Source organism: Stenotrophomonas oahuensis, assembly GCF_031834595.1.
GTDB classification, from domain to species: domain Bacteria; phylum Pseudomonadota; class Gammaproteobacteria; order Xanthomonadales; family Xanthomonadaceae; genus Stenotrophomonas; species Stenotrophomonas oahuensis.
In genome coordinates this window covers 2,928,649-2,955,621 of sequence record NZ_CP115541.1, presented here as the reverse complement: position 1 = coordinate 2,955,621, position 26,973 = coordinate 2,928,649, and the positions used below count along the sequence as shown (strand labels likewise).

Genomic DNA, 26,973 nt, shown 5'->3' with positions numbered 1-26,973 from the left:
GCTCGGTAGGCTGACCGATTGGCGTCTCTGCTTGCCCCACTGCCCCACTACGGATCCCCTCCCCCATGGCGATGGATTACATCCGCATCCGCGGCGCGCGGACGCACAATCTCAAGAACATCGATCTCGACCTGCCTCGCGACAAGCTGATTGTCATCACCGGTCTGTCCGGCTCGGGCAAGTCGTCGCTGGCCTTCGACACGATCTACGCCGAAGGCCAGCGTCGTTACGTGGAGTCGCTGTCGGCCTATGCCCGGCAGTTCCTGAGCGTGATGGAAAAGCCGGACCTGGACCACATCGAGGGCCTGTCCCCGGCGATCTCGATCGAGCAGAAGTCGACCTCGCACAACCCGCGTTCGACCGTCGGCACGATCACCGAGATCTACGACTACCTGCGCCTGCTGTATGCCCGCGTCGGCAGCCCGCGCTGCCCGGACCACGGCTACCCGCTGGAAGCGCAGACGGTCAGCCAGATGGTCGACCACGTGCTCACCCTGGACCCGGAGCAGCGCTACATGCTGCTGGCCCCGGTGATCCGCGAACGCAAGGGCGAGCACGCCCAGGTGTTCGACCAGCTGCGCGCGCAGGGGTTCGTGCGCGTGCGCGTGGACGGCGTGCTGCACGAGATCGACGCGGTGCCGCCGCTGGCGCTGCGCCAGAAGCACACCATTGAAGCGGTGATCGACCGCTTCCGCCCGCGCGAGGACATCAAGCAGCGCCTGGCCGAAAGCTTTGAAACCGCGCTGAAGCTGGGCGACGGCATGGTCTCGGTGCAGTCGCTGGACGTGGAAGGTGCCGAACCGGTGCTGTTCTCGTCCAAGTACTCCTGCCCGGTGTGCGACTACTCGCTGCCGGAGCTGGAACCGCGCCTGTTCTCGTTCAACTCGCCGATCGGTGCCTGCCCGGGCTGCGACGGGCTGGGTCTGGCCGAGTTCTTCGACCCGTCGCGGGTGGTGGTGCACCCGGAGCTGTCGCTCTCGGCCGGCGCGGTGCGCGGCTGGGACCGCCGCAATGCGTATTACTTCCAGCTGATCGCCTCGCTGGCCAAGCACTACAAGTTCGACGTCGACGCGCCCTGGCAGAGCCTGCCGGAAGACGTGCGCCAGGCGGTGCTGTACGGCAGCGGCGATGAAACCATCACCTTCACCTACTTCACCGAAGCCGGCGGCCGCACCCAGCGCAAGCACCGCTTCGAGGGCATCATTCCGAACCTGGAACGCCGCTACAAGGAAACCGAATCGGCGGCGGTGCAGGAAGAGCTGGCCAAGTACATCAGCGAACACGATTGCCCGGACTGCCATGGCCAGCGCCTGAACAAGGCCGCGCGCAACGTGTTCGTGGCCGACCGCGCCCTGCCGGAACTGGTGGTGCTGCCGATTGACGAGGCGCTGAAGTTCTTCAGCACGATGACCCTGCCCGGCTGGCGCGGCGAGATCGCAGCCAAGATCGTCAAGGAAATCGGCGAACGGCTCGGCTTCCTGGTCGACGTGGGTCTGGATTACCTCACCCTGGAGCGCAAGGCCGACACCCTGTCCGGCGGCGAAGCGCAGCGCATCCGTCTGGCCAGCCAGATCGGTGCTGGCCTGGTCGGCGTGATGTACGTGCTGGACGAGCCGTCCATCGGCCTGCACCAGCGCGACAACGAGCGCCTGCTCGGCACCCTGACCCGCCTGCGCGACCTGGGCAACACGGTGATCGTGGTCGAGCATGACGAAGACGCGATCCGCCTGGCCGACTACGTGCTGGACATCGGTCCCGGCGCGGGCGTGCATGGCGGCGAGATCGTCGGCCAGGGCACCTTGCAGGACATTCTGGAGGCACCGCGTTCGCTGACCGGTCAGTACCTGTCGGGCAAGCGCGCCATCGAGATTCCGGCGCGTCGGCACAAGCCGAACCCGAAGATGACCCTGCGCCTGCGCGGGGCCAGCGGCAACAACCTCAAGGGCGTGGACCTCGACATTCCGTCGGGCCTGCTGACCTGCATCACCGGTGTGTCCGGCTCGGGCAAGTCGACGCTGATCAACGACACCCTGTTCTCGCTGGCTGCCAACGAGATCAACGGAGCCTCGCACGCGATTGCACCGTACAAGTCGGTCGATGGCCTGGACCTGTTCGACAAGGTGGTGGACATCGACCAGTCGCCGATCGGTCGCACCCCGCGTTCGAATCCGGCTACCTACACGGGTCTGTTTACGCCCCTGCGCGAGCTGTATGCACAGGTGCCGGAAGCGCGTGCGCGCGGCTATTCGCCGGGCCGCTTCAGCTTCAACGTGCGTGGCGGCCGCTGCGAGGCCTGCCAGGGCGATGGCCTGATCAAGGTGGAAATGCACTTCCTGCCGGACGTGTACGTGCCGTGCGACGTCTGCCATGGCAAGCGCTACAACCGCGAAACGCTGGAGATCCTGTACAAGGGCTACAACATCAACGACGTGCTGGAAATGACCGTCGAAGATGCACTGAAGCTGTTCGAACCGGTACCGAGCATCGCGCGCAAGCTGGAAACGCTGGTTGACGTGGGCCTGAGCTATATCAAGCTGGGCCAGAGCGCGACCACGCTTTCGGGCGGTGAAGCACAGCGCGTGAAGCTGTCCAAGGAACTGTCGCGCCGCGATACCGGGCGCACGCTGTACATCCTGGACGAACCGACCACCGGCCTGCACTTCCACGACATCGAAGCGCTGCTGGGCGTGCTGCACAAGCTGCGCGACGAAGGCAACACCGTGGTGGTGATCGAACACAACCTGGACGTGATCAAGACCGCGGACTGGATCGTCGACCTGGGGCCGGAAGGCGGCCATCGCGGCGGCACCATCCTGGTCACCGGCACGCCGGAAGACGTGGCTGCACACCCGGATTCGTACACCGGCCAGTTCCTGGCCAAGATGCTGCCCTCGACCAGCGCGCGCCCTGAGCGGCCGGCCGCCGTGGCCAACAAGCCCGACGCCCGCCCGCCGCGCAAGGTGAAGCCGGAAAAGCCGGCGAAGAAGGCGGCCGCCGCCAAGACCACCGGCAAGGCCAGCAAGAGCAGCCCTGCCACCCCGACGAAAAAGAAGAAGGCCTGATGAGCAGCGAACACAAGATCCTGGCCCGCGTACCGACCAGCGTGCGCTGGCGCGACATGGACAGCATGGGTCACGTCAACAACGCCAAGTACATTTCCTACCTGGAAGAGGCGCGCGTGCGCTGGATGCTCGGCGTGGAAGGCGTGTCGATGACCGACCGCATCGCGCCGGTGGTCGCAGCGACCAACGTCAATTACCGCGCGCCGATCGTATGGCCGAACGACATCGTGGTGGAGCTGTTCGTGGAGCGGCTGGGCAACAGCAGCGTCACCATCGGGCATCGCATCGTTGATCAGAAGAACGAGGCGACGTTGTATTCGGACGGCAACGTGGTGGTGGTGTGGATGGATACGCAGACCGGCAAGAGCGCGGCGTTGCCGGAGGCGATCCGCAGCGCGTGCGGGTAAGGCGCAACGACCAACGGTCGTTGCCTACCGGGATTGCGCGATATCGGTAGGTGCCGACCGTTGGTCGGCACATCGCCGCCGACGTCAATCCGTCATCGCGCCGCGCACCTGCAACACCCCATCCACCTTGCGGCCATCCTCAAGGCTCAGCCGCAGCGGCAGCTCCCTGCCCTCGGTCAGCGTCACCCCGGGCTGCATCAACATCAGATGCAGCCCACCGGGTTTCAGTTCGACCTTCGCCCCAGCCGCAATCGGCAACCGCTCCACTTCACGCATCCGGCTGACGCCATTGACCACCGTGGTCTCATGCAGCGACACGTCGGCAAACGCCTTGCTGCCCGCGGCCACCACCGTCACCGCCTGCGCGCAGCGGTTGTGGATCACCCCATAGCCCGCCGCCATCGGCGTCTGCGCCGGCGGCAGCCGCACCCAGCCCTGCTCCAGCACCACACAGGCCGGCTCGGCCGCGGATGCTGCGCCCGCACACAACGCCAACAATACGCCCACGAATGGTTTGGTTATCATCGCCTCAGTTTCCCGTCCGCAACGAGACCGCAGCATGACGACGCTTATCGAGGTGATCAACCACGGCCCCATCCGCGAGCTGCGCCTGGCGCGCCCGCCGGTCAATGCGCTGGACACCGAACTGTGCCGGCAGCTGATCCACGCGGTTGAACTGGCCATGGCCGAGGACGCGCACGGGGTGATCCTGTCGGGCACCGAACGCATCTTCACCGGGGGCATGGACGTGCCGCACCTGCTCTCGCACGGCGATGACAAACACAAGCTGCTGGACAGCTGGAACGCCTTCTTCGGCGCGGTGCGCACCATTGCCGAGAGCCGCATCCCGGTGGTGGCAGCGATTACCGGCCATGCCCCGGCGGGCGGCTGCGTGCTGTCGCTGTGCTGCGACTACCGGGTGATGGCGCGCAGCACCGACCCGGCCCGCCCTTACGGCATCGGCCTGAACGAGGTGCAGGTGGGGCTGGTGGCCCCGGAAGGTATCCAGCGCTTGTTGCGCCGCGTGATCGGTCCGCACCGCGCCAGCGTGCTGCTGACCACCGGCGCGCTGGTGCCGGCCGAACAGGCCCTGCAGATCGGGCTGGTGGATGAACTGGCGGACGGCGACCAGGTGGTGGGCCGCGCCCTGGCCTGGCTGCAGCAGCTGCTGAAGTTGCCGCGCCAGCCGATGCAGCTGACCCGGGCGATTGCCCGCGCCGACCTGCACGAGGCCCTGGCCCCGGAACTGATCCAGCTGGACCGGTTTGTGGAGGCCTGGTACGCGCCGGATGCGCAGAATGCGTTGCAGGCATTGGTGGCGCGGATTGGCAAAGCGTGACGGCCCGGCACGACCAACGGTCGTGCCCTACCGATAGCGCACGACCGTTGGTCGTGCGACGGCGGCGCAATGCGCCGGCCGGTATAATTCCCCCCCGTTCCACCATCAGGCCGCCGCCTTGTCCCAGCCGCAAGAACCCGTCGTTTCCGAGCTGATTGACCTGCTCTCGCTGGAGCGGCTGGAAGACAACCTGTTCCGCGGCCAGAGCCGCGACATCGGCACCAAGTACGTGTTCGGCGGACAGGTGCTGGGCCAGGCGCTGTCGGCGGCGCAGGCCACGGTGGAAAACGGCCGCCATGTGCATTCCCTGCACGCTTACTTCCTGCGCGCGGGCAACATCGACCACCCCATCGTCTATGACGTGGACCGCACCCGCGACGGCGGAAGCTTCTCGGTGCGTCGGGTCACCGCGATCCAGCACGGCAAGGTGATCTTCTTCTGCGCCGCCTCGTTCCAGCAGGCTGAAACCGGGGCCGAGCACCAGCAGAAGATGCCGGAAGTGCCGCAGCCCGAAGACATCGAGCCGAACCGCCCACTGCCGCCGGAAGTGCTGGAACGCCTGCCGATCAAGGTGCAGCGCTGGCTGTCGCGCGGTGGCCCGTTCGAGTTCCGCCACGTGTACCCGCGCGATGAACTGCACCCGCCCAAGCGCCCGCCCTACCACCAGGTGTGGCTGCGTTTGAATGAAAAGGTCGGCGACGCGCCGGAACTGCACCAGGCGCTGCTGGCCTATGCCTCGGACTTCCATCTGCTCGGCACCGCGACCTTCCCGCACGGCATCAGCTATTACCAGCCGCACGTGCAGATGGCCTCGCTGGACCATGCGATCTGGTTCCACCGCCCGTTCCGCGCCGACGACTGGCTGCTGTATTCACTGGACAGCCCCAGCGCGCAGGATTCACGCGGACTGGCGCGCGGCCAGTTCTTCAACCGCCACGGCGTGCTGGTCGCCAGCACCGCGCAGGAAGGCCTGATCCGCGTCGTGGAAGACAGCAACGCCGCGGCCGCCGTGCCGGCCAAGGAGTAACCCCATGCGTCAGATTTTCACCAGCCAGCGCGTGGAAACCGTGGAAGGCGTGGCCCAGTTGCTGCGCGATGCGGGCATCGAGGTGCGCATCACCAATGGCCGCTCGTATCACAGCAAGCGCGGCAGCCAGTTCAGCTATCTGGACACCAGCAAGGCCACCACGCACCCGACCCTGTGGGTGGTGCACGCCAACGACCAGCCACGCGCGCGAGAGATCCTGCGTGACGCCCGCCTGCTCGACACCACCCGCCGCGACCATCCCACCGCCGAGTACGCTTTCCGCCCGGAAACGGCAGAAGCCGCCCCGGCCCGCAACTGGGGCTGGCGCATCCGCATCGGCCTGCTGCTGGTGATCGGCGCGGTGGCGATGTTCATCACCATGCGCCACCGCAGCGCCCCGCCGCCGGCCGCACCGGTACCGGCGGTGCAGCAGCAACCGCAACCCGCCCCAGCCGCCCCGGAGGAAGAAGAGGTGCGCGTGCGCATCACGCCGCCCCAGCAACCGTAAACCCGGCCGGTCACATTTCCCGCCGGCCCACGTCATGATGGCATCACCCGCTGGGGAAGGACGCCATGACGCTGGACACGCTGACCGCTTCGCACCCGCTGACCCTCACCCTGGAACGCGAGCTGCCCGCCGCTGCCGGGGGCTGCCAGCAGTCCTATGGCCGCATCGTGCTGGCCTGCCAGAACACGGTGACCGCCATCGCCCTGGCCATCACCCGTGACGTGCAGGCCAGTGAGGACATCGCCCAGGAAGCCTTCATCAAGGCCTGGCAGCAGCTCTCGCACCTGAACAACCACGCCAGCTTCCTGCCCTGGCTGCGCCAGATCACCCGCAACCTGGCCCGCGACTGGCTGCGCGCCAACCGCAACCGCCCGCTGTCCGGCGAGGCGGCAGACATCGCCATCGGCATGGCCGCCGACCCCAGCCCGGACGCGCCCGAGCACCTGCAGCGGGTGGAAGAGGAACTGGCCGCCGAGGAGATCATTTCCGCGCTGCCCGAAGACAGCCGCGAAACCCTGTTGCTGTACTACCGCGAAGGCCAGAGCTCACAGCAGGTCGCCGACCTGCTGGGGCTGAGCGACGCCGCCGTGCGCAAGCGGCTGTCGCGTGCGCGCACCACGGTACGCGAGGAAATGCTGCGCCGCTTCGGTGAGTTCGCACGCAGCAGCGCGCCGAGCGCGGCGTTCGCCACGGCGGTGGTGTCGATGGTGATGGTGGCTGCGCCGGGTACCGCCAGCGCGGCGATCCTGCTCAGCACCAGCTTGGGGGGCAGCAAGTTCGGACTGGGTGGTGCCAGTGTCACCAGTGGCACCGCCGTGGCCTCGCTGACGGCCGCAGCGGAGCAGAGTCAGTTGCTGGTGACTGGCCATGCCCTGACCACCATGATCGTCGCAACGGTGGGGGCCGTGGCACTCAGCTATCTCGGCGGACGCTACCTGCTGTCGTTTGCCGAGCATCCCGATGAGCGCCGGAAGATCATGCGATTCGTGCACTCCAGCACCGGCGTTTCTCTGGTGGCCTGTCTGGCCACCCTCGTGCTGACCGTTCTCCAGGCCCCGCTCTGGATCGCCTTTGCCGCCGCGTTCTCCGGCGTCTGCGTGGTCAACTATCAGTGCCTGGTGACGCTGCAGCGGATCATGAAACCCTTGATTGCCCGCGACAATGCGCGGCGCGGGCGTACCGGCACCAACTGGTGGTATGAGTCCATGTATGGGCGCACCGGTGTGATACTGCTGAACATCCTGACGCTGGGCATGGTGGGCGCGGTGGTGATGCTCAAGGTGGGGTAGTGCCGGGCTTGCCCGGCAATGAACAACGCCGGTCACAGACCGGCGTTGTTCGGGTTTCAAGAGCAGCCGGGCAAGCCCGGCTCTACGGGATGCGGGGTTGATCAGTGCACCGGCGGTTTGCCACCGCGCGGGCCGCCGAACGGCGACTTGGCGGCATCAAATTCGGCCTTGCTCAGCTGGCCGTCCTTGTTGGTGTCAGCGGCGGCGAACCACGCATCACGGTGCTGCTTCATGCCCAGCTCGCGGTCGGCCTTGTCCAGGTAACCGTCCTTGTTGAGGTCCATCTTGTCGAAGCGCTCAGCCAGGCGCGGATCAGCCTTGGCTTCCTCGCGGCTGATGCGGCCGTCCTTGTTCACGTCCAGCTTGGCCATGCGGTCGTGCATGCCCGGGCCACGGCCGTGGCGCTTGCCGTGCCAGCGCGGCATTTCCTCGCGCGACAGCTTGCCGTCCTTGTTGGCATCCAGGGTGTCGAACTTCTCGGCCAGGCGCGGGGCCTTGGCCGCTTCGCTGCGGTCAATGAAGCCATCACCATTGGTGTCCAGCTTCACGCGGGCCGGCTTGTCGCCAGCGGTCGGGGTGTCGGCGGCCACCGCCAGGCCGGCAGCGCCGGTGGTCATCAGCAGGGCCAGCAGCAGAAGGGGTTTGCGGTTGCGCATGGAATCACTCCGGTATCAGGGGTTGGCTGTGCGGTGCATTGGCACCCACGCCAGGGAAAACGCGCCAGCGTCTGCCGCGTTGACAGTGGCACCGGTCGCGTTCATGTAGCAGACAGTCGCGGCGGCTGCGACGGCCCGGCGCTATGCTGTGGGCATGGCGATACACGGCGACCGCGACGACGAGCTGCGACTGTTCCAGACCGGGGACCACCCCTGTGGCTACTGGCCGGATCGTGCCGCGCGCGATCTGGTCCTCGATCCGCACGATCCGCGCCTGGGCACGCTGTACCCGATGGCGCTGAGCTGGGGCTTCCGCCGCTCCGGCGACCTGGTCTATCGCCCGCACTGTGCCAACTGCCACGCCTGCGTGTCGGTGCGCATTCCGGTGGCGCGTTTCGCGCCCGACCGCAGCCAGCGCCGCTGTCTGGCCCGCAACGCCGACCTGGAAGTACGCATCGTCGCCGCCGAACAGACCGACGAACAGTTCGCGCTGTACCACCGCTACCTCACCCACCGCCACGCCCAGGGCGGCATGGACGATCACGGTCCGCACGAGTTCGACCAGTTCCTGATCGGGCAGTGGTCGAAGGGCCGCTTCCTGGAAATGCGCGCGCCGGCCCATGACGGCCATCGCGGCGAACTGCTGGGGGTGGCGGTCACCGATGTGACCGCGCAGGGCTTATCGGCGGTGTACACCTTTTTCGACCCCGAACAGGCACACCGTGGGCTGGGTACCTTCGGCATCCTGCAGCAGATTGCCTGGGCCCGGCGCGAGAATCTGCCGCACCTGTACCTGGGCTACTGGATACGCGACCACCGCAAGATGGACTACAAGCGCCGCTTCCGCCCGCTGGAGGCCTACGACGGCCGCCGCTGGCACGACTTCGACGACGAACTGGACGGGCGCTGACGCGCCCCTGCAATGCACGCAGGTAAAATAGGCAGATGAAGACCCCTGCCCTGTTCCTCGCCCTGGCCCTGTTCTGCAGCGGCTGCGCCCAGACCCCGAACCGGACCGCCGCCATGCCTGATTCCAAGCCGGCACCGCTGCGGATCGCCACCTACAACACCTCGCTGTACAGCGACGAGCGCGGCGGCCTGATCGCCGAGCTGGAAGGCGACAGCGCACACGCACGCAAGATCGCCGCGGTGCTGCAGCAGGTCCGCCCGGACCTGGTGCTGCTGAACGAATTCGACTTCGACCACGAACACCGCGCCGCCGACCTGTTCCAGCAGCGCTACCTGGAAACCGCCCAGCCCGGCGGCGGCGAGCCGCTGAAGTATCCCTACCGCTACCTGGCCCCGGTCAACACCGGCGTGCCCAGCGGCCTGGACCTGGACAACAACGGCGAAGTCGGCGGCGAAGGCCGCTCGCGCGGCAACGATGCCTGGGGCTACGGCCTGCACCCCGGCCAGTACGGCATGCTGGTGCTGTCGCGCTACCCGATCGATGAAGCCCAGGTGCGCACCTTCCAGTTGCTGAAGTGGAACACCCTGCCGGGGGCGGTGAATCCGGTCGACCCGCGCACCGGCAAGCCGTTCTACAGCGCCCAGGTATGGTCGCAGCTGCGGTTGTCGTCCAAGTCGCACTGGGACGTGCCGGTGAAAACCCCCGATGGCGTGGTTCATGCGCTGGTTTCCCACCCCACCCCGCCGGTGTTCGACGGGCCGGAAAAGCGCAATGCACAGCGCAACGGCGACGAACTGCGCTTGTGGCAGCAGTACCTGTCCAGCGGCGACAAGCCCTGGCTGTGTGACGACCGTGGCCAGTGTGGTGGCTTGGCGCAGGACGCGCGCTTTGTGATCCTGGGTGACCTCAACAACGATCCCGTGGATGGCGATGGCCAGCACGATGCCATTGTCGAGCTGATCGAAAACGCGCGCGTGCTGCGCTACCCCACCCCACGCAGCGTCGGGGCTGAACAGACCAGCGCGGCCTACGCGGCCAAGGGCATCGTGCGCAAGGGTGCACCGTTCCACGCCACCGGTGATTTCGGTCCCAAGGCCGGCACCATGCGGCTGGATTACGTGCTGCCGTCGACCGGTTTCGAGTATGTGAGCAGCGGCGTGTTCTGGCCGGCCAATGAAAGTGCCGAAGCGAAGATCGCCGATGGCAGCGACCACCATCTGGTGTGGGTGGACGTGCGGTAAAAAGCGTGCCGACCAACGGTCGGCACCTACCGTCCTGTGCGTGATGGGTAGGCGACGACCGTTGGTCGTCGCTGCCGTTCAACGCAGCTCGATCTGGATCGCCTCGGCGGCCTCACGCGCGATCTTCCGCGCCTCGTCGATATCCGCGCCACGCGCCAGGGTCACGCCTACGCGGCGATGCCCGTGCACGCTCGGTTTGCCGAACAGGCGCAGCGCCGAATCCGGATGCACCAGCGCCTGCTCCACGTTGCTGAAGAACGGCACGCCTTCGCCGTGTGCCAGCATCGCGCAGGACGCCGAAGGGCCGCTCTGGCGGATGACCGGAATCGGCAGGCCCAGGATCGCCCGCGCATGCAGCGCGAATTCGCTCAGGTCCTGCGAGGCCAGCGTCACCAGCCCGGTGTCGTGCGGACGCGGCGAGACTTCGCTGAACCACACCTCGTCGCCCTTCACGAACAGCTCCACCCCGAACAGGCCCCAGCCGCCGAGGTCGTCGGTGATCGCCTGCGAAATCTCCTCCGCCCGCGCCAGCGCGCGAGGCGACATCGGCTGCGGCTGCCAGCTTTCACGGTAATCGCCGTCCTTCTGCCAGTGCCCGATCGGCGCACAGAACGAGGTGCCGCCTGCATGGCGCACGGTCAGCAGGGTGATCTCGTAATCGAAGTCGATGAAACCTTCGACGATGCAGCGCCCCGCGCCGGCACGGCCGCCGGTCTGCGCGTAGTCCCACGCCGGTGCGATGTCCGCCTCGCTGCGCAGCGTGCTCTGGCCCTTGCCCGAGGACGACATCACCGGCTTGACCACGCACGGCAGGCCAATGGCCGCCACCGCTGCGCGGTACTCCGCCTCGGTGTCCACGAAGCGGTACGGCGAGGTCGGCAGGCCCAGCGTTTCCGCCGCCAGCCGACGGATGCCCTCGCGGTCCATGGTCAGGCGCGCCGCACGTGCGGTCGGCACCACCCGCTGGCCGGTTTCCTGCTCCAGCTGCACCAGGGTTTCGGTATGGATGGCCTCGATCTCCGGCACGATCAGGTGCGGTTGCTCCTGCGCGATCAGCGCGCGCAGCGCCATCGCGTCCAGCATGTCGATCACGTGCGAGCGGTGTGCCACCTGCATGGCCGGCGCATTGGCGTAACGGTCGGCCGCGATCACCTCCACACCCAGCCGCTGCAGTTCGATGGCGACCTCCTTGCCCAGTTCGCCCGAGCCCAGCAGCAGCACACGGGTGGCGGAAGGAGACAGCGGCGTACCGAGCGTGGTCATGGGGCGTTCCGAGGGGGCAAAGGGACGGGAAGGCATTTTAGGGCGTACGGCCCGGGCTCGGGGGCACTTGCATGACTGATATCATTTTGATACCACTATTCCAAACCCACCCAAGGATGCCCCGCCATGAAGGAAAAACCCGTCCGCTCCCTGTCCGGCCTGCCGTTCCTGCTGGCCGTGCTGGCCCTGTGCTGCGTGGCCGTCTGGATGTTCGTCGCCGGCGCGCAGCGCGGCAACGTCAACGGCTGGCTGCTGTTCGGAAGCGTGCTGCTGGCCATCATCGCCCTGCTCAGCCTGACCGGCCTGTACACCGTGCAGCCCAATCAGGCCGCCGTGCTCAGCCTGTTCGGCAAGTACGTGGGCACCGTCAAAGACAACGGCCTGCGCTGGAACAACCCCTTCTTCAGCAAGAAGAAGGTCAGCCAGCGCGTGCGCAACTTTGAAAGCGGCAAGCTGAAGGTCAACGAGCTGGATGGCAGCCCGATTGAAATCGCCGCGGTCATCGTCTGGCAGGTGGTCGACGCCTCCGAGGCGGTCTACAACGTGGACGACTACGAGAGCTTCGTGCACATCCAGTCCGAATCGGCGCTGCGCGCGATGGCCACCAGTTACCCGTACGACCAGCACGAGGAAGGCCAGTTGTCGCTGCGCAGCCATGCCACCGAAATCTCCCAGCATCTCAAGGACGAACTGGCCGAACGTCTGGCCGATGCCGGGGTACAGGTCCTCGATGCGCGCATCAGCCACCTCGCCTACGCGCCGGAAATCGCCCAGGCTATGCTGCAGCGCCAGCAGGCCAATGCGGTGATCGCCGCGCGCACGCGGATTGTGGCCGGCGCGGTGGGCATGGTGGAGATGGCGCTGGCCGAACTGCAGAAGAACGGCGTGGTGCAGCTGGACGAAGAGCGCAAGGCACACATGGTCAGCAACCTGCTTACGGTACTGTGCTCGGACCGTGGCACCCAGCCCATCGTCAACGCCGGCTCGCTCTATTGAGCCGGCTGTACTGAGCCTTCCGCATGACTGAAAAGAAAGCCTACCCGCTGCGCATCAATGCCGACGTCCTGGCGGCGGCGCAGCGCTGGGCCGACGACGAACTGCGCAGCCTCAACGCGCAGATTGAATACGTGCTGCGCGACGCCCTGCGCAAGGCAGGACGCCTGCCGAAACCCACCCCGACGCCGGAGAACAAGGAATGAGCAAGCGCTGGAGTTATCTGACGGTAGAAGTGAAGCCTTCCTGGACAGGCATCAGGCAGGAAGACATCCAGAACGAGCTCAACCGCCACGGCGCGCTGGGCTGGGAACTGGTCAACGTGGCGCTGCCGCCGTCCTGGGGCAAGGCGCTGCTGGTGTTCAAGAAGGAGCAGTGACATGCGCACGCGCCTCGCATCGCTTGCCCTGCTGCTTGCGTCGGTCACAACGAGCGCCCACGCTGCCAGCCCCGAGCAGACCGCCAGCCAGCTGCTGGATCATCTGCAGGCCGGCAACATGACCGCCGCCGAAGCGATGTTCACCCCGGACATGGCCAAGGCGGCACCCGCCGCCCAGTTGCAGACGCTGTGGCAGCAGCTGGGCGGCCTGAAGTCGCGTGGTCCGGTACGGGTGGTGGAACAGCAGGGCATGCCGACCGTGCTGCAGCCGCTGCAGTTTGGCTCGGGTCCGTTCAACGCCGTGATCACGGTGGATGCGCAGGGCCGCATCGCCGGGCTGTACTTCCTGCCCGTGCAGCCAGCGGCACCGCCGCCGCCGCCGGTTCCGGCGGATGCGCCCTATCGCGAAAGCGAAGTTCAGATCGACAGCGGCAAGGGCGCGCTGCCCGGCACGCTGGCAATGCCAGTGGGCAAAGGCCCGTTCCCGGCGGTGGTGCTGGTGCACGGTTCCGGCCCGCAGGACCGTAACGTGACCATCGGCCAGAACCGCCCGTTCCTTGACGTGGCGCGCGGGCTGGCTGCGCAGGGCATTGCCGTATTGCGCTACGAGAAGCGCACCAAGGTCCGCCCGCAGGACTTCAGCGGCGACTTCACCGTGGATGACGAGATCACCGACGACGCGGTCGCCGCCCTTGCGCTGCTCGCATCAACGCCCGGCATCGATGCGCGCCATCTCTACGTGATCGGCCACAGCCAGGGCGGCATGATTGCACCGCGCATTGCCACCCGCTCCGGCAAGGTGGCCGGTGTGGTGCTGTGGTCGGCACCGGCGCGCTCGCTGTTGGACATAATGCCCGAGCAGCATCGTTACCTGTTCAATCTGGATGGCCAGATCAGCCCGCAGGAAAAGGCGGTCATGGATCGCCTGGATGCGCAGATCGCCGCGGCACGCGGCACTGAACCGGTAGCGCCCGCTGCGTTGCCGCTGGGTCTGCCGGCACATTACTGGCGGACGCTGGAGCAGGTGGACCCGGTTGCCGATGCCAAAGCGCTTTCGCAGCCCATTCTGGTCCTGCATGGCGGTCGCGATTTCCAGGTGATCGATACCGACTGGAAGCTGTGGTCGCAGGCGCTGTCTGGTACCGCGACGCTGCACCGCTACGATCAACTGAACCACCTGGGCATCGCCGGTGAGGGTCCGGGCTCGATCGAGGAATACAGTCGCCCGGGGCATGTGGATAAGAAACTGATAGACGACGTGGCGGATTGGATCAGGGCGCAGCCATGAGAACGGCAGCCGGGCAAGCCCGGCTCTACGGGCGGGCGATGACGCGCGGCGGGATCGCCCCCGCAACGGGCGGTGATGCGGGCTTATCGGCTAAGCTGGGCGCATGCGTCGCTTCCCTGCCCTGCTGACCAACACCGCCGATATCGAGCTGTGGCCCGGTGGGTTGCTGCGTGCTCGCAGCAATGCCGATGCACGTGCTCTGGCGCAGGCGCAGTGGGTGCTGCGGCGCAAGGCCGATGGGCGTTACCTTGCCGTGGTGAAGGCACAGGGCGTGCTGCCGTTGGTGCCGCACCTGATGCGCGAAGCCGGCATTGACGAGGCGCTGGATGCGCTGGAGCGGCTTGAACAGGGCCGCAGCCGCGGACCACAGCCGACCGCCCTGCTACCGCTCAGCGGACTGCAGCTACGGCTGGAGCAGCTGGGCATTGATGCGGAAAAGTACGAAGCCGATACCGGGCTGACCCTGGAAGCCGAGCCTGCGCAGCTGCGCCTGGCCGGCTTCGACCGCTACCGGCGGCCGCTCTGGTTGCAGCACGGTGCGGCGCTGGCTTGGCGGCGGTTGCAGCTGCATGCAGCGCAGAACGGGATCGCGCTGCAGGCGATCTCGGGCTACCGCAGCCACGACTACCAGCTGGGCATTTTCGAGCGCAAGCGCGCGCGCGGGCTGAGCGTGCAGGAGATTCTGCAGGTCAATGCCGCGCCGGGGTACAGCGAGCATCACAGTGGACGCGCGCTGGATATCAGCAGCCCGGGGGAGCCGCCGGCCGAGGAGAGCTTCGAGTCGACTGCGGCGTTTGCGTGGTTGCAGGAGAACGCGGAGCGGCATGGGTTCCGGCTGAGCTATCCGCGCGACAACCCGCACGGCATCGTGTACGAGCCCTGGCACTGGTACTGGACCGGCGTGTAGGGACACGCCATGCGTGTCCATCGAACGGCCGATTACCGCGTTGACGCGCATGGCGCGTCACTACGTCGGGAGATTCCCTCTTTCGGTTTTGTATAGCTGGCGTTAAGCTTCGCAGAACATCCAAAGGGGGATAGCGCGTCATGGAAGACAACAGCCCGTACCAGGCCAGCAAGGTGGCACCCACTGCGCAGCGCTCCAGCCGCGTCGACTGGCGCGATGAGCCCCCGCGAGAGATCACCAGCCCGATCAAGCACATGTGGATTCTGCTGGCCGTGCTGGGCAGCTTCTCCGTCATCGGCGCAGTGGGCGTGCTGTTCATGCGTGGCGGTGCTTTCAATGCGGTGCTGCTGGCACCGATGCTGATTCTTGCCTGTGTGTACCTGCTGCTCGCCTTCGGCGTCTACAAGCGAAGCCGCATCGTGGCAACACTGGTGCTGAGCTTCTGCGGTCTGGCCGTACTGGGCACGGTGGTCAACATCGTTACCGGTCAGGGTTCGCTGGTTGGCATTGGCTTCATGGCGATCTTCACCTTCGTCAGCGTGCGCGGCACGCTCGCCACCTACCGCTACCACCGCCACATGGCCAATGTGCGCACGCGCCCAGCTCGTGCCCGCCTGAGCGATGACCCGGCGTTCGCGCCGAAGCTGGACGCGTAGTGACGCGCCATGCGCGTCATCGCATTGCCAGGTCGTTCGACGGACACGCATGGCGTGTCCCTACGCGGCGTCAGTCCTGCGACCGGTTGGTCGCGGCCTTCGGCACCTCGCTGAAATCCGCGATCCGCCACAAATACAAACTGGCGTAGGTGCGATAAGGCCCCCACTTCTCTCCTCGTTCGGCCAGCGCCTTCGGGGTAAGCATCACCTCGGCCTTGTCCACCCGCTGCGCACCCTTGCGCACGCCGAGGTCGTCGATCGGCAGGATGTCCGGCCGGCCCAGGCGGAACATCAGCATCATTTCCACGGTCCACCGGCCTATGCCACGGATCGGCACCAGCGCCTCGATGATCGCGTCGTGCTCCATCACCGACATCCGGCGCAGGTCGGGAATCTCACCGGCCGCCTCGCGCCGGGCCAGGTCGCGCAGCGCCAGCGCTTTGTTGCCGGATACCCCACACAGACGAAGCGCAGCATCGTCTATCCGCCCGAGCGTGTCCGCATGCAGACGCGTGCTGCCGATGGCCGTCTCGACCCGGCCGACAATGGTGGAGGCAGCCTTGCCACTCAGTTGCTGGAACAGGATCGCGCGGGCCAGCGCATCGACCGGGTCGAATGATTTCCCCCAGCCCGGCGGTGCCTCGATCGGCCCCAGCCGCTTCATCCATGCGCCCAGGCGGCGATCCCGACGAGCCAGCCAGTCGTGGGCCTGCTGCACATCGAAGCCGCGGCGGAAGCGGGGCATGGTCAGCGCCTCAGGGCATTGAGCCCGTACACCACCCAGCCGAGGATCAGCGCACTGCCTCCGACCGGAGCCAATGACGTCGGCAGCTGCCAAAGCGCGGCGCCGACCAGACTTCCCGAGAACAGCAGCGTGCCCAGCAACAGCACATACAGCGCCAAGCGCCCTACCCGGTTCTGCTGGCTGGCACCCAGCACCGCCAGTGCTACGCCGTGGCCGAAGGCATACAGCGCCGCAGTGCTCACGTGCGATTGCGCCAGCGCGTCACTGATGCCGTGCGAGGCATACGCGGAAAGGCCAACCGCCGTGGCCGCAAGCAGCCCGCCCAGGCAGGCCAGCAGCGAGGGTTTGCGCGCACGTCGTTCCAGATTGAGCATGTGGAATTCCTTCTGCCAAAAAAAACGCGCCGCAGTGAGCGGCGCGTTTTGAGGTCATGCGTTACATCGCATCAACCGCTGGGTTACTTAACAGCCCAGTAGATGTCGTAGGTGCCGTCCGCGGTGAACGACTTGTCCACGCCATCCTTCCAGCTTTCGTACGGACGGTCGATGACTTCGTTGCCGCCGGTGACAGCCCAGGCACGCAGGGCGTTACGGGCGATGTCCAGACCCGCCATGTGGCCGGTGTAGGCAGCATGGGCGGAACGGTGCGGAGCCACGTGCACGTACTTGACCGGTGCGCCGCCGTCGATCTTGACGGTCAGCTGCTCAGCCGAAGCACCTTCGGTACCCTTCTTCTTCACCGGCTGGGCGATGTCGAAGGCGTACTTTTCCTGGCCGAAGTCGGTGGTGATGATGCGGAACGGACCGGCGGCTTCGAGGTTGTTGGCCTCCATCACGCGCTTGATCCACTCCTGGTTGTCCTTGATCGACTTGGTGATGGTTTCCTGGCCGCGGTCGACGTTACCAGCGGTCACCACCAGCAGGTCTTCAGCCGCCACGTCCACGATGGCCAGATCGGTCAGCGGGGCTTCGGCGGTGCGGTAGTCGATGTTCGGCACGGTGGCCAGCATGTTGGCCATGCGCGACAGACCCAGCTTCAGGTCGTCACCGATGTGACGGCTGACGTACAGGCCGGCGTAACGACCGAACAGGTCGAAGCCGTACTTGACGCTGTAGTCCTGGGTGATCTTGACGTTGCGGCCACCCTTGCCGGTCGGCTCGAGGGTGAAGCTGGTCTTCTTGTCGTGACCCTTGCTGACATCTTCGATGGCGATGGCCACGCGCTTGCCAGCTTCGGATTCGGTGATTTCCCAGCTGCCCTGGCCGAGCGACGCTTCCTTGGAGGCGTAGTCCAGACGGGCACCCACGCCAGCGGCGGGGCCGGAGTACTTCAGTTCAACGGCGGGATCGCGCAGGACGAGCGGGTTCCAGTCCTTGAAGCGGCGCAGGCTGTTGACCGTGTCGAACACGATCGTCATCTTGCGGTTGGTCTCGATGCTTTCGGAAATATGGCGTTCGCCCGGCAGCGCCACGCCAATGATGACGAACAGGCCAGCCACGATCCCCAAGGCGATCAGGAACTCGATAATACGGGTCATTCAGGAGTCTCCGGGGCCGATCCCACGGCCGGGTTGATTGAAGCGAAGCGCCAATCCTAGCAGGCTTCGCGGGTGTTATGGATCAGGATTGGCGCACCGGTTTCCATGCCGGCAGCGGTTTTGTACAGACAAGGAGCGGAAAGATAGCGCATCGCGCGCGTCCGCACGTAGGGGGACGGGGAATTTCTTCCCTCGCCCGCACCTGAATGAATTCCAACTGCCCTTCAAAGCCCTTGCCCTGCAAGGGCTGTGCCGTGACGAGCCGGGCCGATTCAGACAAGCTGGAGTTCGAATGCCTTCAGCACCGCCCGGGTGCGGTCGCGCACACCCAGCTTGGACAGAATGTTGGACACGTGGTTCTTGATGGTGCCCTCGGCCACGCCCAGCGAATTGGCGATTTCCTTGTTGGAGAAACCGCTGGCCATCAACCGCAGGATCTCGGTTTCACGGTCGGTGAGCGGATCCGGGCGGTCCAGGCTGACGAACTCGTTGTGCATGTGCTCCAGCCCTGAAAGCAGGCGCTGGGTCACCGCCGGCTGCACCAGCGAGCCACCGTCGGCCACGGTACGGATGGCCCCGACCAGCTGCTCCAGGGTCACATCCTTGAGCAGATAGCCCTTGGCCCCGGCCTTGAGCCCGGCAAGCACCAGCTGATCGTCGTCAAAGGTGGTCAGGATGATGGTCGGCGGCAGCTGGTTGAGCCGGGACAGCATCTGCAGTGCCTCCAGCCCGGACATCACCGGCATGCGCATGTCCATCAGCACCACGTCCGGCTTCACCTGCGGCACCACGTCGACCGCCTGGCGGCCGTCGGCGGCTTCGGCCACCACCTCGATCCCGGCATCCAGTGCCAGCAGCGAGCGGATTCCCTGCCGCACCAGGGTTTGGTCATCGACCAGGCAGACGCGAATCATCACAACGCTCCTTCAAAGGGTGCCAGCATCAGCACCGGCACGCCGGGGACCGAGGCGCGCAGGCGGAAGCCCTGGCCCCGGCGGGTTTCAATCTGCAGCTCGCCACCGCACTGCTGCAGGCGTTCTCGCATGCCGCGCAGGCCGTTGCCGACCACGATACCGTCAGCGCCGACGCCATCGTCATGCGCTTCCACCACCACCTGCCCGGACTCCTCGCAGCGGACCTGGATCCACAGATTGCGGGCCCCGGCATGGCGGACGGCATTGGTAATGATCTCCTGGGTGCAGCGCAGCAGCACATGGGCGTGTTCAGGATCTTCCACGCTCAGGGGCTCTTCGATGTCCAGGTGGATGTCCAGCGAGGGCACCTGCTCGGTCAGCGGGCGCAGCGCGGCGGCCAGGTCAATGGCCCCGCTGTCGCGCAGCTGGCTCACGGCCTCGCGCACATCAGTCAGCAGCAGCTTGGCCAGGGTATGCGCCTGGTGGACGTGCTCCTGGGCCTGGCCTTCGGTGATGTGGCCGGCCACTTCCAGATTCAGGCTCAGCGCGGTCAAGTGGTGGCCCAGCAGGTCGTGCAGCTCGCGCGAGATGCGGGTGCGCTCGTTGACCCGGGCGCTCTCGGCCAGCAGCACGCGGGTGGCGCGCAGCTCGGTGTTGAGCCGGCGCTGCTCCTCGCGTGCATCGGTCTGCTGGCGGGCGACCAGGCTGGTCACGAAGATGAACATCGAGAAGCCGCCATACAGCAGCGACTGCATGATCGCTTCAAACAGGGAGAACGGCAGGAACAGGTAGTAGACCGGTGCCACCGCCAGCTGGCTGACCAGCAGCCAGATCACCCCGACCCGTGCCGGCAGCATCCAGGGAATGACCCCGGCCGCGACCATCATCAGGATGCTACCCAGCCCCGAACCACTGAGGAAGCTCACGCCCAGGGCGCAGATGGTCAGCAGCACCAGGATGGCGCGGTCGTACCAGGCCGAGTGACCGCCATTGCGCAGCCCCCGGGTCAGCCACAGGTAGCCGCCGCCGAAGGTCAGATACGCCACGAACAGCAGCAGGGCCGGCAGGTCCACCCCGCCGCCGTGGCGCAGCAGCGCCTCGTACTGGGAATAGACCAGCGGCAGACCCAGCATGACCCAGGTGAACAGGCCGGCCAGTCGCAGAACTCGGGTTTGGCTGAGGTATCCCAACATGGCTGCATCTTAGGCTGAACCTGTGCCCCTGCACCCGGGCAGAAGTCATGCCTTGCCTGTGACCCGACCGGCCGGCCATGTAATAATCCGGTGCAGGGTTCCTTTGGGAACCATCCGCGTTACCCCACGGAGTCACAATGTCGATTGTCATCCGCGACGTGCGCGAGCACGAGCTCGATTCCGTCCTGGCCCTGAACAACAACGCCGGTCTGGCCATCCTGCCGCTCGATGCGGCCCGCCTGCGCCTGTTCTTTGAAACAGCCGAATATTTCCGGGTTGCCGAACGCGATGGCAACCTGGCCGGTTTCCTGATCGGTTTTGGCAGCGAGAGCCAGCACGACAGCAGCAACTTCGCCTGGTTCAAGCAGCACCTGGACAGCAAATTCTTCTACATCGACCGCATCGTGGTGGCCAGTCGCCGTCGCGGCGGCGGTGTGGGCCGCGCGTTCTACGCCGACGCCCAGAGCTACGCCGAGCTGCGCTACCCGCAGCTGACCTGCGAGGTGTTCCTTGACCACGGCGCCGACGCTGCCCTGCTCTTCCACGGCAGCTTCGGCTTCCGCGAGGTCGGGCAGAACACCATGCCGCACGTGGATGTGCGGGCCAGCATGCTGCTGAAGGACCTGTGCAGCTACCAATGGGTGCACGACACCTACGGCGACACGCTGCCGGACGTGCCCTGGGTGGGCCAGCGCCGGTTGCCGCTGGGCGCGCAACGACCGACGGGGACCTGAAGTGGCGGCGAACATGGATTTTGAACAGGCCGGTGAGCTGAAGATCGGCCAGGTGGGTATCGCCAACCTGCGCATCCGCACCCTGGATGTGGAACGACTGACCCGCGAAATGCACGAACGCGTGGCGCGCGCGCCGAAGCTGTTCGGGCGCGCTGCGGTGATTCTGGATTTCGGCGGCCTCAGCCGCATGCCCGACGTAGCGACCGCGCAGGCGCTGCTGGACGGCCTGCGCAGCGCCGGCGTGCTGCCGGTGGCGCTGGCCTATGGCAGCACCGAAACCGACCTGCTTTCGCAACAGCTGGGCCTGCCGCTGCTGGCCAAGTTCCGCGCCCAGTACGAGCGCGCCGAAGCCGAACCGGCTGCAGCGCGTGCGCCGTCCCCTGCCCCGGCGGCTGAGCCGGCGCGGCCTGCACGTGCGCCCGCCGCACCGGCTGAAGCGTCCAGTGTGCCGCAGCCGGGTCGCATGCAGACCACCAATGTGCGCTCCGGTCAGCAGCTGTACGCGGAAAACTGCGACCTGACCGTGATGGCCACGGTCGGTGCCGGTGCCGAGGTCATTGCCGACGGCAGCATCCATATCTACGGTACGCTGCGGGGCCGTGCCCTGGCAGGTGCCCAGGGCAACACCACGGCGCGCATTTTCTGCCGTGATTTCCACGCTGAACTGGTCGCCATTGCTGGCCATTACAAAGTACTGGACGATGTCCCGGACAACCTGCGCGGCAAAGCCGTCCAGGTGTGGCTGGAAAACGACCAGATCAAAATTGCTGCGCTGGACTGATCCAGCCACTCAAATAATAAAGAATCAGGAGAAGTGCTTTGGCTGAAATCATCGTAGTCACCTCCGGCAAGGGCGGCGTCGGCAAGACCACCACCAGCGCAAGCCTTGCCTGCGGCCTGGCGTCCAAGGGCAAGAAGGTGGCGGTGATCGACTTCGACGTCGGCCTGCGCAACCTGGACCTGATCATGGGCTGCGAGCGCCGCGTGGTGTACGACTTCGTCAACGTCGTGCATGGCGAAGCGACCCTCAAGCAGGCCCTGATCAAGGACAAGCGCTTTGACAACCTGTACGTGCTGGCTGCCTCGCAGACCCGCGACAAGGACGCGCTGACCCAGGAAGGCGTGGGCAAGGTGCTGAAGGACCTGGCCGCCGACGGCTTCGACTACATCATCTGCGACTCCCCGGCGGGCATCGAGAAGGGTGCGTTCCTGGCGATGTATTTCGCCGACCGCGCCGTGGTCGTGGTGAACCCGGAAGTGTCGTCGGTACGCGACTCCGACCGCATCATCGGCCTGCTGGATTCCAAGACCCACAAGGCCGAAGGCGGCCAGAACGTGCCGGCCTTCCTGCTGCTGACCCGCTACAGTCCGGCCCGTGTGGAAACCGGCGAGATGCTCAGCATCACCGACGTGGAAGAAGTGCTGGGGCTGAAGGCCATTGGCGTGATTCCGGAGTCCGGCGACGTGCTCAACGCATCCAACAAGGGCGAGCCGGTGATCCTGGACCCGCAGTCGCTGGCCGGCCAGGCCTACGGCGACGCCGTTGCCCGTATTCTGGGTGAAGAGCGCCCGATGCGCTTCACCACCGTGGACAAGAAGGGCTTCTTCAGCAAGCTGTTCGGAGGATAAGCATGGGCCTGTTCGATTTCCTCAAGACGAAGAAGACCACTGCCGAAACGGCCAAGAACCGCCTGCAGATCATCATCGCGCAGGAACGCAGCCACCGTGGCGGCCCGGACTACCTGCCGCTGCTGCAGCGCGAGCTGCTGGAAGTGATCAAGAAGTACGTCAACATCGACGCCGACGCGGTGAAGGTCGACCTGGTCAAGGACGGCGAGCACGACGTGCTCGACATCTCCGTGGCCCTGCCCGACGGCCCGCAGTCGTAACCTGCCCTGCCCCTCTCCCTGCGGAGAGGGGCGATTGAATCACGCCCCATGACGACCGCCGCTGCTGAAGCCGAACCCTGCGTCACCCGCGTGGGCGAGATCCGTTTTGATGATGCGGCGCGCCTGCTGGCCGCGCATGACCTGCGCCTGCACCGCGTGGACGACGGCGCGGCCATTCCAGGCAGCTACTGGGGTGAGCCGGAGGCCGGCATCATCGGCAGCGATGTGTACGTGCGCGACGACACGCCAGTGCACTCGATGCTGCACGAAGCCTGCCACCTGATCGTGCTGCCACAAGAACGGCGTGCACTCGTGCACACCGACGCCACCGATTCGGTGCCGGAAGAAGACGCTACGTGCTATCTGCAGATCGTGCTGGCCGGGCAGCTGCCCGGCGTTGGCAGCGAACAGTTGATGGCCGACATGGATGCGTGGGGGTACACGTATCGGTTGGGGTCGACGCGGGCGTGGTTTGAACAGGATGCGGAGGATGCAAAGGCGTGGTTGATCGAACGCGGGTTGTTGCCCGCGTAAAGCGCGTCGCGATGCGACGTCACCCGACCAACGGTATGGCCGGCGATGCCGGCCACCCCTGCGGGGCCGTCGCGACGCGACGTTACTCACGGCGGTGCCGTTCGTTGCGGGTGCCACCGGGTGCTATGCGCCGGCCAATGCGCGCAACGTAATGCCCACGATGTACGCCAGGTACGTGCCGGTCGCGTACCCCATCGTACCCAGCAACACCCCCACCGGGGCCAGCGACGGGTGGAAGGCAGCCGCCACCACCGGGGCCGACGCCGGTCCACCGATGTTCGACTGCGATCCGATGGTGAAATAGAAGAACGGCACGCGCAGGGCCAGGGCCAACGCAAGCAGCAGTGCGATGTGCACCAGGATCCAGATCAGGCCCAGCGCGAACAGCCACGGCCGCTGCAACAGCGCCATCAAATCCATCTGCATGCCAATGCAGGCGATCAGGAAGTACAGCAGCAGCGAACCGAGCTTCGAGGCCCCCGCGCCTTCCAGCGTGCGCGCACGGGTGAAGCTGAGTGCCAGCCCGCAGGTGGTGGAGATCACCACCACCCACACGAACGGCGCATCCAGGCTGAACTGCGACGCCCACGCCACGTGCCCCTTGAACCACGCCGAGACCGGACCGGCAATCGCATGTGACAGACCCACGGTGCCAAATGCCACCGCGACGATCAGCATCAGGTCGGTGAGACTCGCAACACGCTCGTGTTCGGCCTGGAATTTCTCGATGCGTTGCTTGAGCTGATCGATGCCGGAAGTATCGGCGCGGGTGATCGCATCAATCTGCGGCGCGCGCCCGGCCAGGAAGATCAGCACCGCCATCCAGACGTAACCGACGCCGACGTCGATCACCGCGAACTGGCCGAAGGTGGTGGCGTTGACGTCGAACACTTCACGCATTGCCAGCATGTTGGCCCCGCCCCCGATCCAGCTGCCGGCCAGCGCGGCCATGCCCGCCCAGGTATCGCCGGCGACGGTGACCGGATGGATCCAGCGCATCACCACAAAGGCGACCACGGCACCGATCATGATGCTGATCGAGGCCCCCAGGTACATCACGATCAGTTTGGGGCCAAGCTTCAGGATGCCCTTGATGTCCACCGCCAGCGTCAGCAGCACCAGCGCCGCCGGCAGCAGGATGTCACGCGCGACCGGGTTGTAGAGTTTGGTGTTGTTGCCGTCGATCAGGCCGACGGTGTTGTAGATGCCCGGTAACAGGTAGCAGAGCAATAACGCCGGCACAAAGGTGTAGAAGCGCTTCCATAAACCGGCCGGCCGCGCGGCGCTCCAGAACACGAGGCCTAGTGTTGCAGCGATCAGGCCGAAGACGACGATATCGTTCTGGATCAGGGGCATGCGGGTGCGTCTCGGGATGGATTGCGCGATACCAATACAAAAGCGCCGCCCTTGGGCGGCGCTTTCCAAATCACTGACCGATGTGCTGCTTCAACCAGCCGTTCACCGTGTCATGCCACTGCACGCTGTTCTGCGGCTTCAGCACCCAGTGGTTCTCGTCCGGGAAGTACAGGAACTTCGACTCGATACCCTGGCGCTGCGCCGCGGTGAACGCGGCCAGGCCCTGCTCGACCGGAATGCGGAAGTCGAGCTGGCCGTGCACGATCAGGATCGGCTTCTTCCAGTTGGCGACATGGTTCACCGGGTTGAACTTCTCGTAATTGGCGGCCTTTTCATACGGCGTGCCGCCCTGCTCCCACTCGGTGAACCACAGTTCTTCGGTGGCGTAGCCCATCATGCGCTGGTCGAACACACCGTCATGATTGACCAGGCACTTCCACGGCTCGTTCCAGTTGCCGGCGATCCAGTTGACCATGAAGCCGCCGTAGCTGGCACCCAGCGCACAGGCCTTGTCACCGTTGAGGAACGGGTACTGCTTCTGCGCGGCGGCCCAGCCCTTCTGCAGGTCTTCGAGCGGACGGTCACCCCAGTGCTGGCTGATCGCGTCGGTGAAGGCCTGGCCGTAACCGGTGGAGCCATGGAAGTCGATCATCACCACGGCGTAGCCCTGGCCCGCATAGGTCTGCGGGTTCCAGCGATAGCTCCAGCCATTGCCGAAGCTGCCCTGCGGGCCGCCGTGGATCAGGAACGCCACCGGATAGGTCTTGCCTTCCTGGTAGTTGTACGGCTTCACCACGTAACCGTGCACGGTTTCATTGTTCCAGCCCTTGAACTGGAACTGCTCGTAATCGCCAAAGGCCACGTCCGGCAGCATCTGGCTGGCGCTGGGAGTGATCTCGCGCGGGGTGCTGCCGTCGGCCTGGGCAACCACGATCTGGTCACCGCTCTTCAGGCTGTTCTTCGTGTAGGCCAGGGTGTTGCCGGCGATCACGGGCGAGCCAATGCTGCCGCCTTCGGCGACGACGGTGGCCTTGCCGGTGGCGATGTCGATGTTGAACAGGCGGTGTTCGCCCAGGTCATCGGCTGCGGTGTAGAAGCTGTTGCCGTCGGCGGACAGCACGATCTCGCCCGCCGAGCGATCCCACTGCGGGGCGATCTCACGGGTCTTGCCCGAGGCCAGGTCCAGGGCGATGACGCCGAAGCGGTCGGCCTCGAAGCCCGGGCGCTTCATCGCACGGTAGTACAGGGTGTTGCCGTCGGCGCTGAACACCGGGCCGGCATCCCAGGCCGGGTTGGCGGCGGTCAGGTTGACCGGTGCCTGCTTGCCTTCCGCATCAAGGCGGTACAGGTCGAAGTTGGTCGACCAGGGTTCCTTCGGGCCCTGCACGCGGATGCTGGCGACCAGGCTCTTGCCGTCCGGTGCCCAGGTGTAGTCGTCGTTGCCGCCGAACGGCTTGGACGGTGCATCGCCGGCCAGAGTGGCGCTGATCGCGGATGCGCCCTTGACCGCAGCGCCCTTGCCGGTGGGCAGCGGAGCCACGAACAGGGTGTTGCGGCGGCCATCATTCCAGGTGTCCCAATGGCGCACGAACATGCTGTCGAACACCTCACCGGTGTTCTTACGCGCCTTGTGCGCGGCCAGCTTCTTCTCGGTGCAGGCCAGGTCCGAACCGCAGTCCTGGAACACGCCGGCGCTGAACGCCACGCGGTCGCCATTCGGCGACAGCTGGTAGCTGTCCACGTCCACCGGGAAGTCGGTCAGCTGGCGCGGGGTACCGCCGCCCAGCGGCATCACATACAGCTGCTGGCTGCCGTTCCTGGCGCTGAGGAAGTACACGCTCTGGCCATCGGCCGACAGCGCGGCGGAATTGACGTTCCAGCCGGCCGGGGTCAGGGCCTTCGGCGGGGCGGCATCGCGGGTGCGCAGGTTGCGGATGAACAAGCCGGTGCTGGCCTTGCTGTCCGCGCCCATCACGCGCTTGGCAAACACCACGTTGCCGCCATCGGCGGTCAGCAGCGGGGCGGACACGCGGTCCAGGGCAACCATGTCGCGCACATCCAGGCCACGGGTGGCGGCCGCGACCGGCAACGCGGTCAACAGGCTCAACGGCAGCAGGGCGTAACGAAGCTTCATCGGGTTCTCCGC

General features: G+C 66.1%; 29 protein-coding genes. 19 read left to right on the top strand and 10 right to left on the bottom strand.

The window, feature by feature from the left end; all coding sequences use genetic code 11:
• Nucleotides 1-65: 65 nt before the first annotated feature.
• Together uvrA and PDM29_RS13190 are read left to right on the top strand one after the other, a co-directional pair.
• On the top strand, nt 66-3,062 hold the full coding sequence (gene uvrA, locus PDM29_RS13195; RefSeq protein ID WP_311190570.1) for an excinuclease ABC subunit UvrA: 2,997 nt from the start codon (nt 66-68) through the stop codon (nt 3,060-3,062).
• Nucleotides 3,062-3,469: an acyl-CoA thioesterase gene (locus PDM29_RS13190; RefSeq protein WP_311190569.1), complete on the top strand. Its 408-nt coding sequence runs from the start codon at nt 3,062-3,064 to the stop codon at nt 3,467-3,469. The genes uvrA and PDM29_RS13190 overlap by 1 nt, the downstream gene beginning before the upstream one ends.
• A gap of 84 nt (nt 3,470-3,553) precedes the next feature.
• On the opposite strand, the gene PDM29_RS13185 is transcribed toward PDM29_RS13190, so the two are convergent.
• The gene (locus PDM29_RS13185) at nt 3,554-3,994 is read right to left on the bottom strand and encodes a copper chaperone PCu(A)C (RefSeq protein WP_311190568.1); all 441 of its coding nucleotides are present in this window, start codon (nt 3,992-3,994) and stop codon (nt 3,554-3,556) included.
• Nucleotides 3,995-4,028: 34 nt separating this feature from the next.
• Here PDM29_RS13185 and PDM29_RS13180 point away from each other — a divergent pair, with 34 nt between their 5' ends.
• From PDM29_RS13180 to PDM29_RS13165, 4 genes are all read left to right on the top strand, one after another.
• Entirely contained in the window at nt 4,029-4,808 is a 780-nt protein-coding gene (locus PDM29_RS13180) for an enoyl-CoA hydratase/isomerase family protein (protein ID WP_311190567.1), read from the top strand.
• Nucleotides 4,809-4,926: 118 nt separating this feature from the next.
• Complete coding sequence (gene tesB, locus PDM29_RS13175; protein ID WP_311190566.1) at nt 4,927-5,835, top strand: acyl-CoA thioesterase II; 909 nt, start codon at nt 4,927-4,929, stop codon at nt 5,833-5,835.
• Nucleotides 5,836-5,839: 4 nt separating this feature from the next.
• Complete coding sequence (locus tag PDM29_RS13170) at nt 5,840-6,343, top strand: putative signal transducing protein (RefSeq protein WP_311190565.1); 504 nt, start codon at nt 5,840-5,842, stop codon at nt 6,341-6,343.
• 65 nt (nt 6,344-6,408) lie between these two features.
• Nucleotides 6,409-7,632 carry an RNA polymerase sigma factor gene (locus PDM29_RS13165; RefSeq protein ID WP_311190564.1) on the top strand — a complete coding sequence of 408 codons (1,224 nt, stop codon included), beginning with the start codon at nt 6,409-6,411 and terminating at the stop codon, nt 7,630-7,632.
• Between the two features lie 101 nt (nt 7,633-7,733).
• Here the strand turns inward: PDM29_RS13165 and PDM29_RS13160 are convergent, their stop codons facing one another.
• Entirely contained in the window at nt 7,734-8,288 is a 555-nt protein-coding gene (locus tag PDM29_RS13160; protein ID WP_311190563.1) for an EF-hand domain-containing protein, read from the bottom strand.
• Between the two features lie 154 nt (nt 8,289-8,442).
• Here PDM29_RS13160 and PDM29_RS13155 point away from each other — a divergent pair, with 154 nt between their 5' ends.
• Together PDM29_RS13155 and PDM29_RS13150 are read left to right on the top strand one after the other, a co-directional pair.
• Nucleotides 8,443-9,198, top strand: coding sequence for an arginyltransferase (locus tag PDM29_RS13155; RefSeq protein ID WP_311190562.1), 756 nt, complete (start codon nt 8,443-8,445; stop codon nt 9,196-9,198).
• 35 nt (nt 9,199-9,233) lie between these two features.
• Nucleotides 9,234-10,439, top strand: a complete 1,206-nt coding sequence (locus tag PDM29_RS13150) for an endonuclease/exonuclease/phosphatase family protein (protein ID WP_311190561.1) — start codon at nt 9,234-9,236, stop codon at nt 10,437-10,439.
• Nucleotides 10,440-10,517: 78 nt separating this feature from the next.
• Here the strand turns inward: PDM29_RS13150 and purT are convergent, their stop codons facing one another.
• Nucleotides 10,518-11,702, bottom strand: coding sequence for a formate-dependent phosphoribosylglycinamide formyltransferase (purT, locus tag PDM29_RS13145; protein WP_311190560.1), 1,185 nt, complete (start codon nt 11,700-11,702; stop codon nt 10,518-10,520).
• Between the two features lie 126 nt (nt 11,703-11,828).
• Here purT and PDM29_RS13140 point away from each other — a divergent pair, with 126 nt between their 5' ends.
• From PDM29_RS13140 to PDM29_RS13115, 6 genes are all read left to right on the top strand, one after another.
• On the top strand, nt 11,829-12,698 hold the full coding sequence (locus tag PDM29_RS13140; protein WP_311190559.1) for an SPFH domain-containing protein: 870 nt from the start codon (nt 11,829-11,831) through the stop codon (nt 12,696-12,698).
• Nucleotides 12,699-12,721: 23 nt separating this feature from the next.
• The gene (locus tag PDM29_RS13135; RefSeq protein ID WP_311190558.1) at nt 12,722-12,901 is read left to right on the top strand and encodes a type II toxin-antitoxin system antitoxin; all 180 of its coding nucleotides are present in this window, start codon (nt 12,722-12,724) and stop codon (nt 12,899-12,901) included.
• Nucleotides 12,898-13,074, top strand: a complete 177-nt coding sequence (locus PDM29_RS13130; RefSeq protein ID WP_311190557.1) for a DUF4177 domain-containing protein — start codon at nt 12,898-12,900, stop codon at nt 13,072-13,074. Before PDM29_RS13135 ends, PDM29_RS13130 begins: the two co-directional genes overlap by 4 nt.
• Nucleotide 13,075: 1 nt before the next feature.
• On the top strand, nt 13,076-14,362 hold the full coding sequence (locus PDM29_RS13125) for an alpha/beta hydrolase (RefSeq protein ID WP_311190556.1): 1,287 nt from the start codon (nt 13,076-13,078) through the stop codon (nt 14,360-14,362).
• Between the two features lie 103 nt (nt 14,363-14,465).
• A complete protein-coding gene (locus PDM29_RS13120) occupies nt 14,466-15,269 on the top strand; it encodes a M15 family metallopeptidase (protein ID WP_311190555.1) in 804 nt (267 codons plus the stop codon).
• Nucleotides 15,270-15,409: 140 nt separating this feature from the next.
• Complete coding sequence (locus PDM29_RS13115) at nt 15,410-15,925, top strand: hypothetical protein (protein WP_311190554.1); 516 nt, start codon at nt 15,410-15,412, stop codon at nt 15,923-15,925.
• 70 nt (nt 15,926-15,995) lie between these two features.
• On the opposite strand, the gene PDM29_RS13110 is transcribed toward PDM29_RS13115, so the two are convergent.
• From PDM29_RS13110 to PDM29_RS13090, 5 genes are all read right to left on the bottom strand, one after another.
• Nucleotides 15,996-16,670, bottom strand: coding sequence for a DNA-3-methyladenine glycosylase family protein (locus PDM29_RS13110; protein ID WP_311190553.1), 675 nt, complete (start codon nt 16,668-16,670; stop codon nt 15,996-15,998).
• A gap of 2 nt (nt 16,671-16,672) precedes the next feature.
• Entirely contained in the window at nt 16,673-17,044 is a 372-nt protein-coding gene (locus PDM29_RS13105; RefSeq protein WP_311190552.1) for a DUF423 domain-containing protein, read from the bottom strand.
• Nucleotides 17,045-17,127: 83 nt separating this feature from the next.
• A complete protein-coding gene (locus tag PDM29_RS13100) occupies nt 17,128-18,207 on the bottom strand; it encodes a polyketide cyclase (RefSeq protein ID WP_311190551.1) in 1,080 nt (359 codons plus the stop codon).
• A gap of 272 nt (nt 18,208-18,479) precedes the next feature.
• Complete coding sequence (locus PDM29_RS13095; protein ID WP_311190550.1) at nt 18,480-19,121, bottom strand: response regulator transcription factor; 642 nt, start codon at nt 19,119-19,121, stop codon at nt 18,480-18,482.
• Entirely contained in the window at nt 19,121-20,314 is a 1,194-nt protein-coding gene (locus PDM29_RS13090; protein ID WP_311190549.1) for a sensor histidine kinase, read from the bottom strand. Before PDM29_RS13090 ends, PDM29_RS13095 begins: the two co-directional genes overlap by 1 nt.
• A gap of 137 nt (nt 20,315-20,451) precedes the next feature.
• On the opposite strand from PDM29_RS13090, the gene PDM29_RS13085 reads away from it, so the two are divergent.
• The 5 genes from PDM29_RS13085 to PDM29_RS13065 are packed head-to-tail and all read left to right on the top strand — an operon-like array spanning nt 20,452 to nt 23,471.
• On the top strand, nt 20,452-21,048 hold the full coding sequence (locus tag PDM29_RS13085) for a GNAT family N-acetyltransferase (RefSeq protein WP_311190548.1): 597 nt from the start codon (nt 20,452-20,454) through the stop codon (nt 21,046-21,048).
• 13 nt (nt 21,049-21,061) lie between these two features.
• Nucleotides 21,062-21,829 (top strand): septum site-determining protein MinC, encoded by a 768-nt coding sequence (gene minC / locus PDM29_RS13080; RefSeq protein ID WP_311190547.1) that lies wholly within the window; start codon nt 21,062-21,064, stop codon nt 21,827-21,829.
• 38 nt (nt 21,830-21,867) lie between these two features.
• The gene (minD, locus tag PDM29_RS13075) at nt 21,868-22,677 is read left to right on the top strand and encodes a septum site-determining protein MinD (RefSeq protein ID WP_311190546.1); all 810 of its coding nucleotides are present in this window, start codon (nt 21,868-21,870) and stop codon (nt 22,675-22,677) included.
• 2 nt (nt 22,678-22,679) lie between these two features.
• Complete coding sequence (gene minE / locus PDM29_RS13070) at nt 22,680-22,937, top strand: cell division topological specificity factor MinE (RefSeq protein ID WP_125362061.1); 258 nt, start codon at nt 22,680-22,682, stop codon at nt 22,935-22,937.
• A gap of 48 nt (nt 22,938-22,985) precedes the next feature.
• Nucleotides 22,986-23,471: a hypothetical protein gene (locus PDM29_RS13065; RefSeq protein ID WP_311190545.1), complete on the top strand. Its 486-nt coding sequence runs from the start codon at nt 22,986-22,988 to the stop codon at nt 23,469-23,471.
• A gap of 123 nt (nt 23,472-23,594) precedes the next feature.
• Here the strand turns inward: PDM29_RS13065 and PDM29_RS13060 are convergent, their stop codons facing one another.
• Complete coding sequence (locus PDM29_RS13060) at nt 23,595-24,827, bottom strand: DUF819 family protein (RefSeq protein WP_311190544.1); 1,233 nt, start codon at nt 24,825-24,827, stop codon at nt 23,595-23,597.
• Between the two features lie 70 nt (nt 24,828-24,897).
• Nucleotides 24,898-26,961: a prolyl oligopeptidase family serine peptidase gene (locus PDM29_RS13055; protein ID WP_311190543.1), complete on the bottom strand. Its 2,064-nt coding sequence runs from the start codon at nt 26,959-26,961 to the stop codon at nt 24,898-24,900.
• Nucleotides 26,962-26,973: the final 12 nt, after the last annotated feature.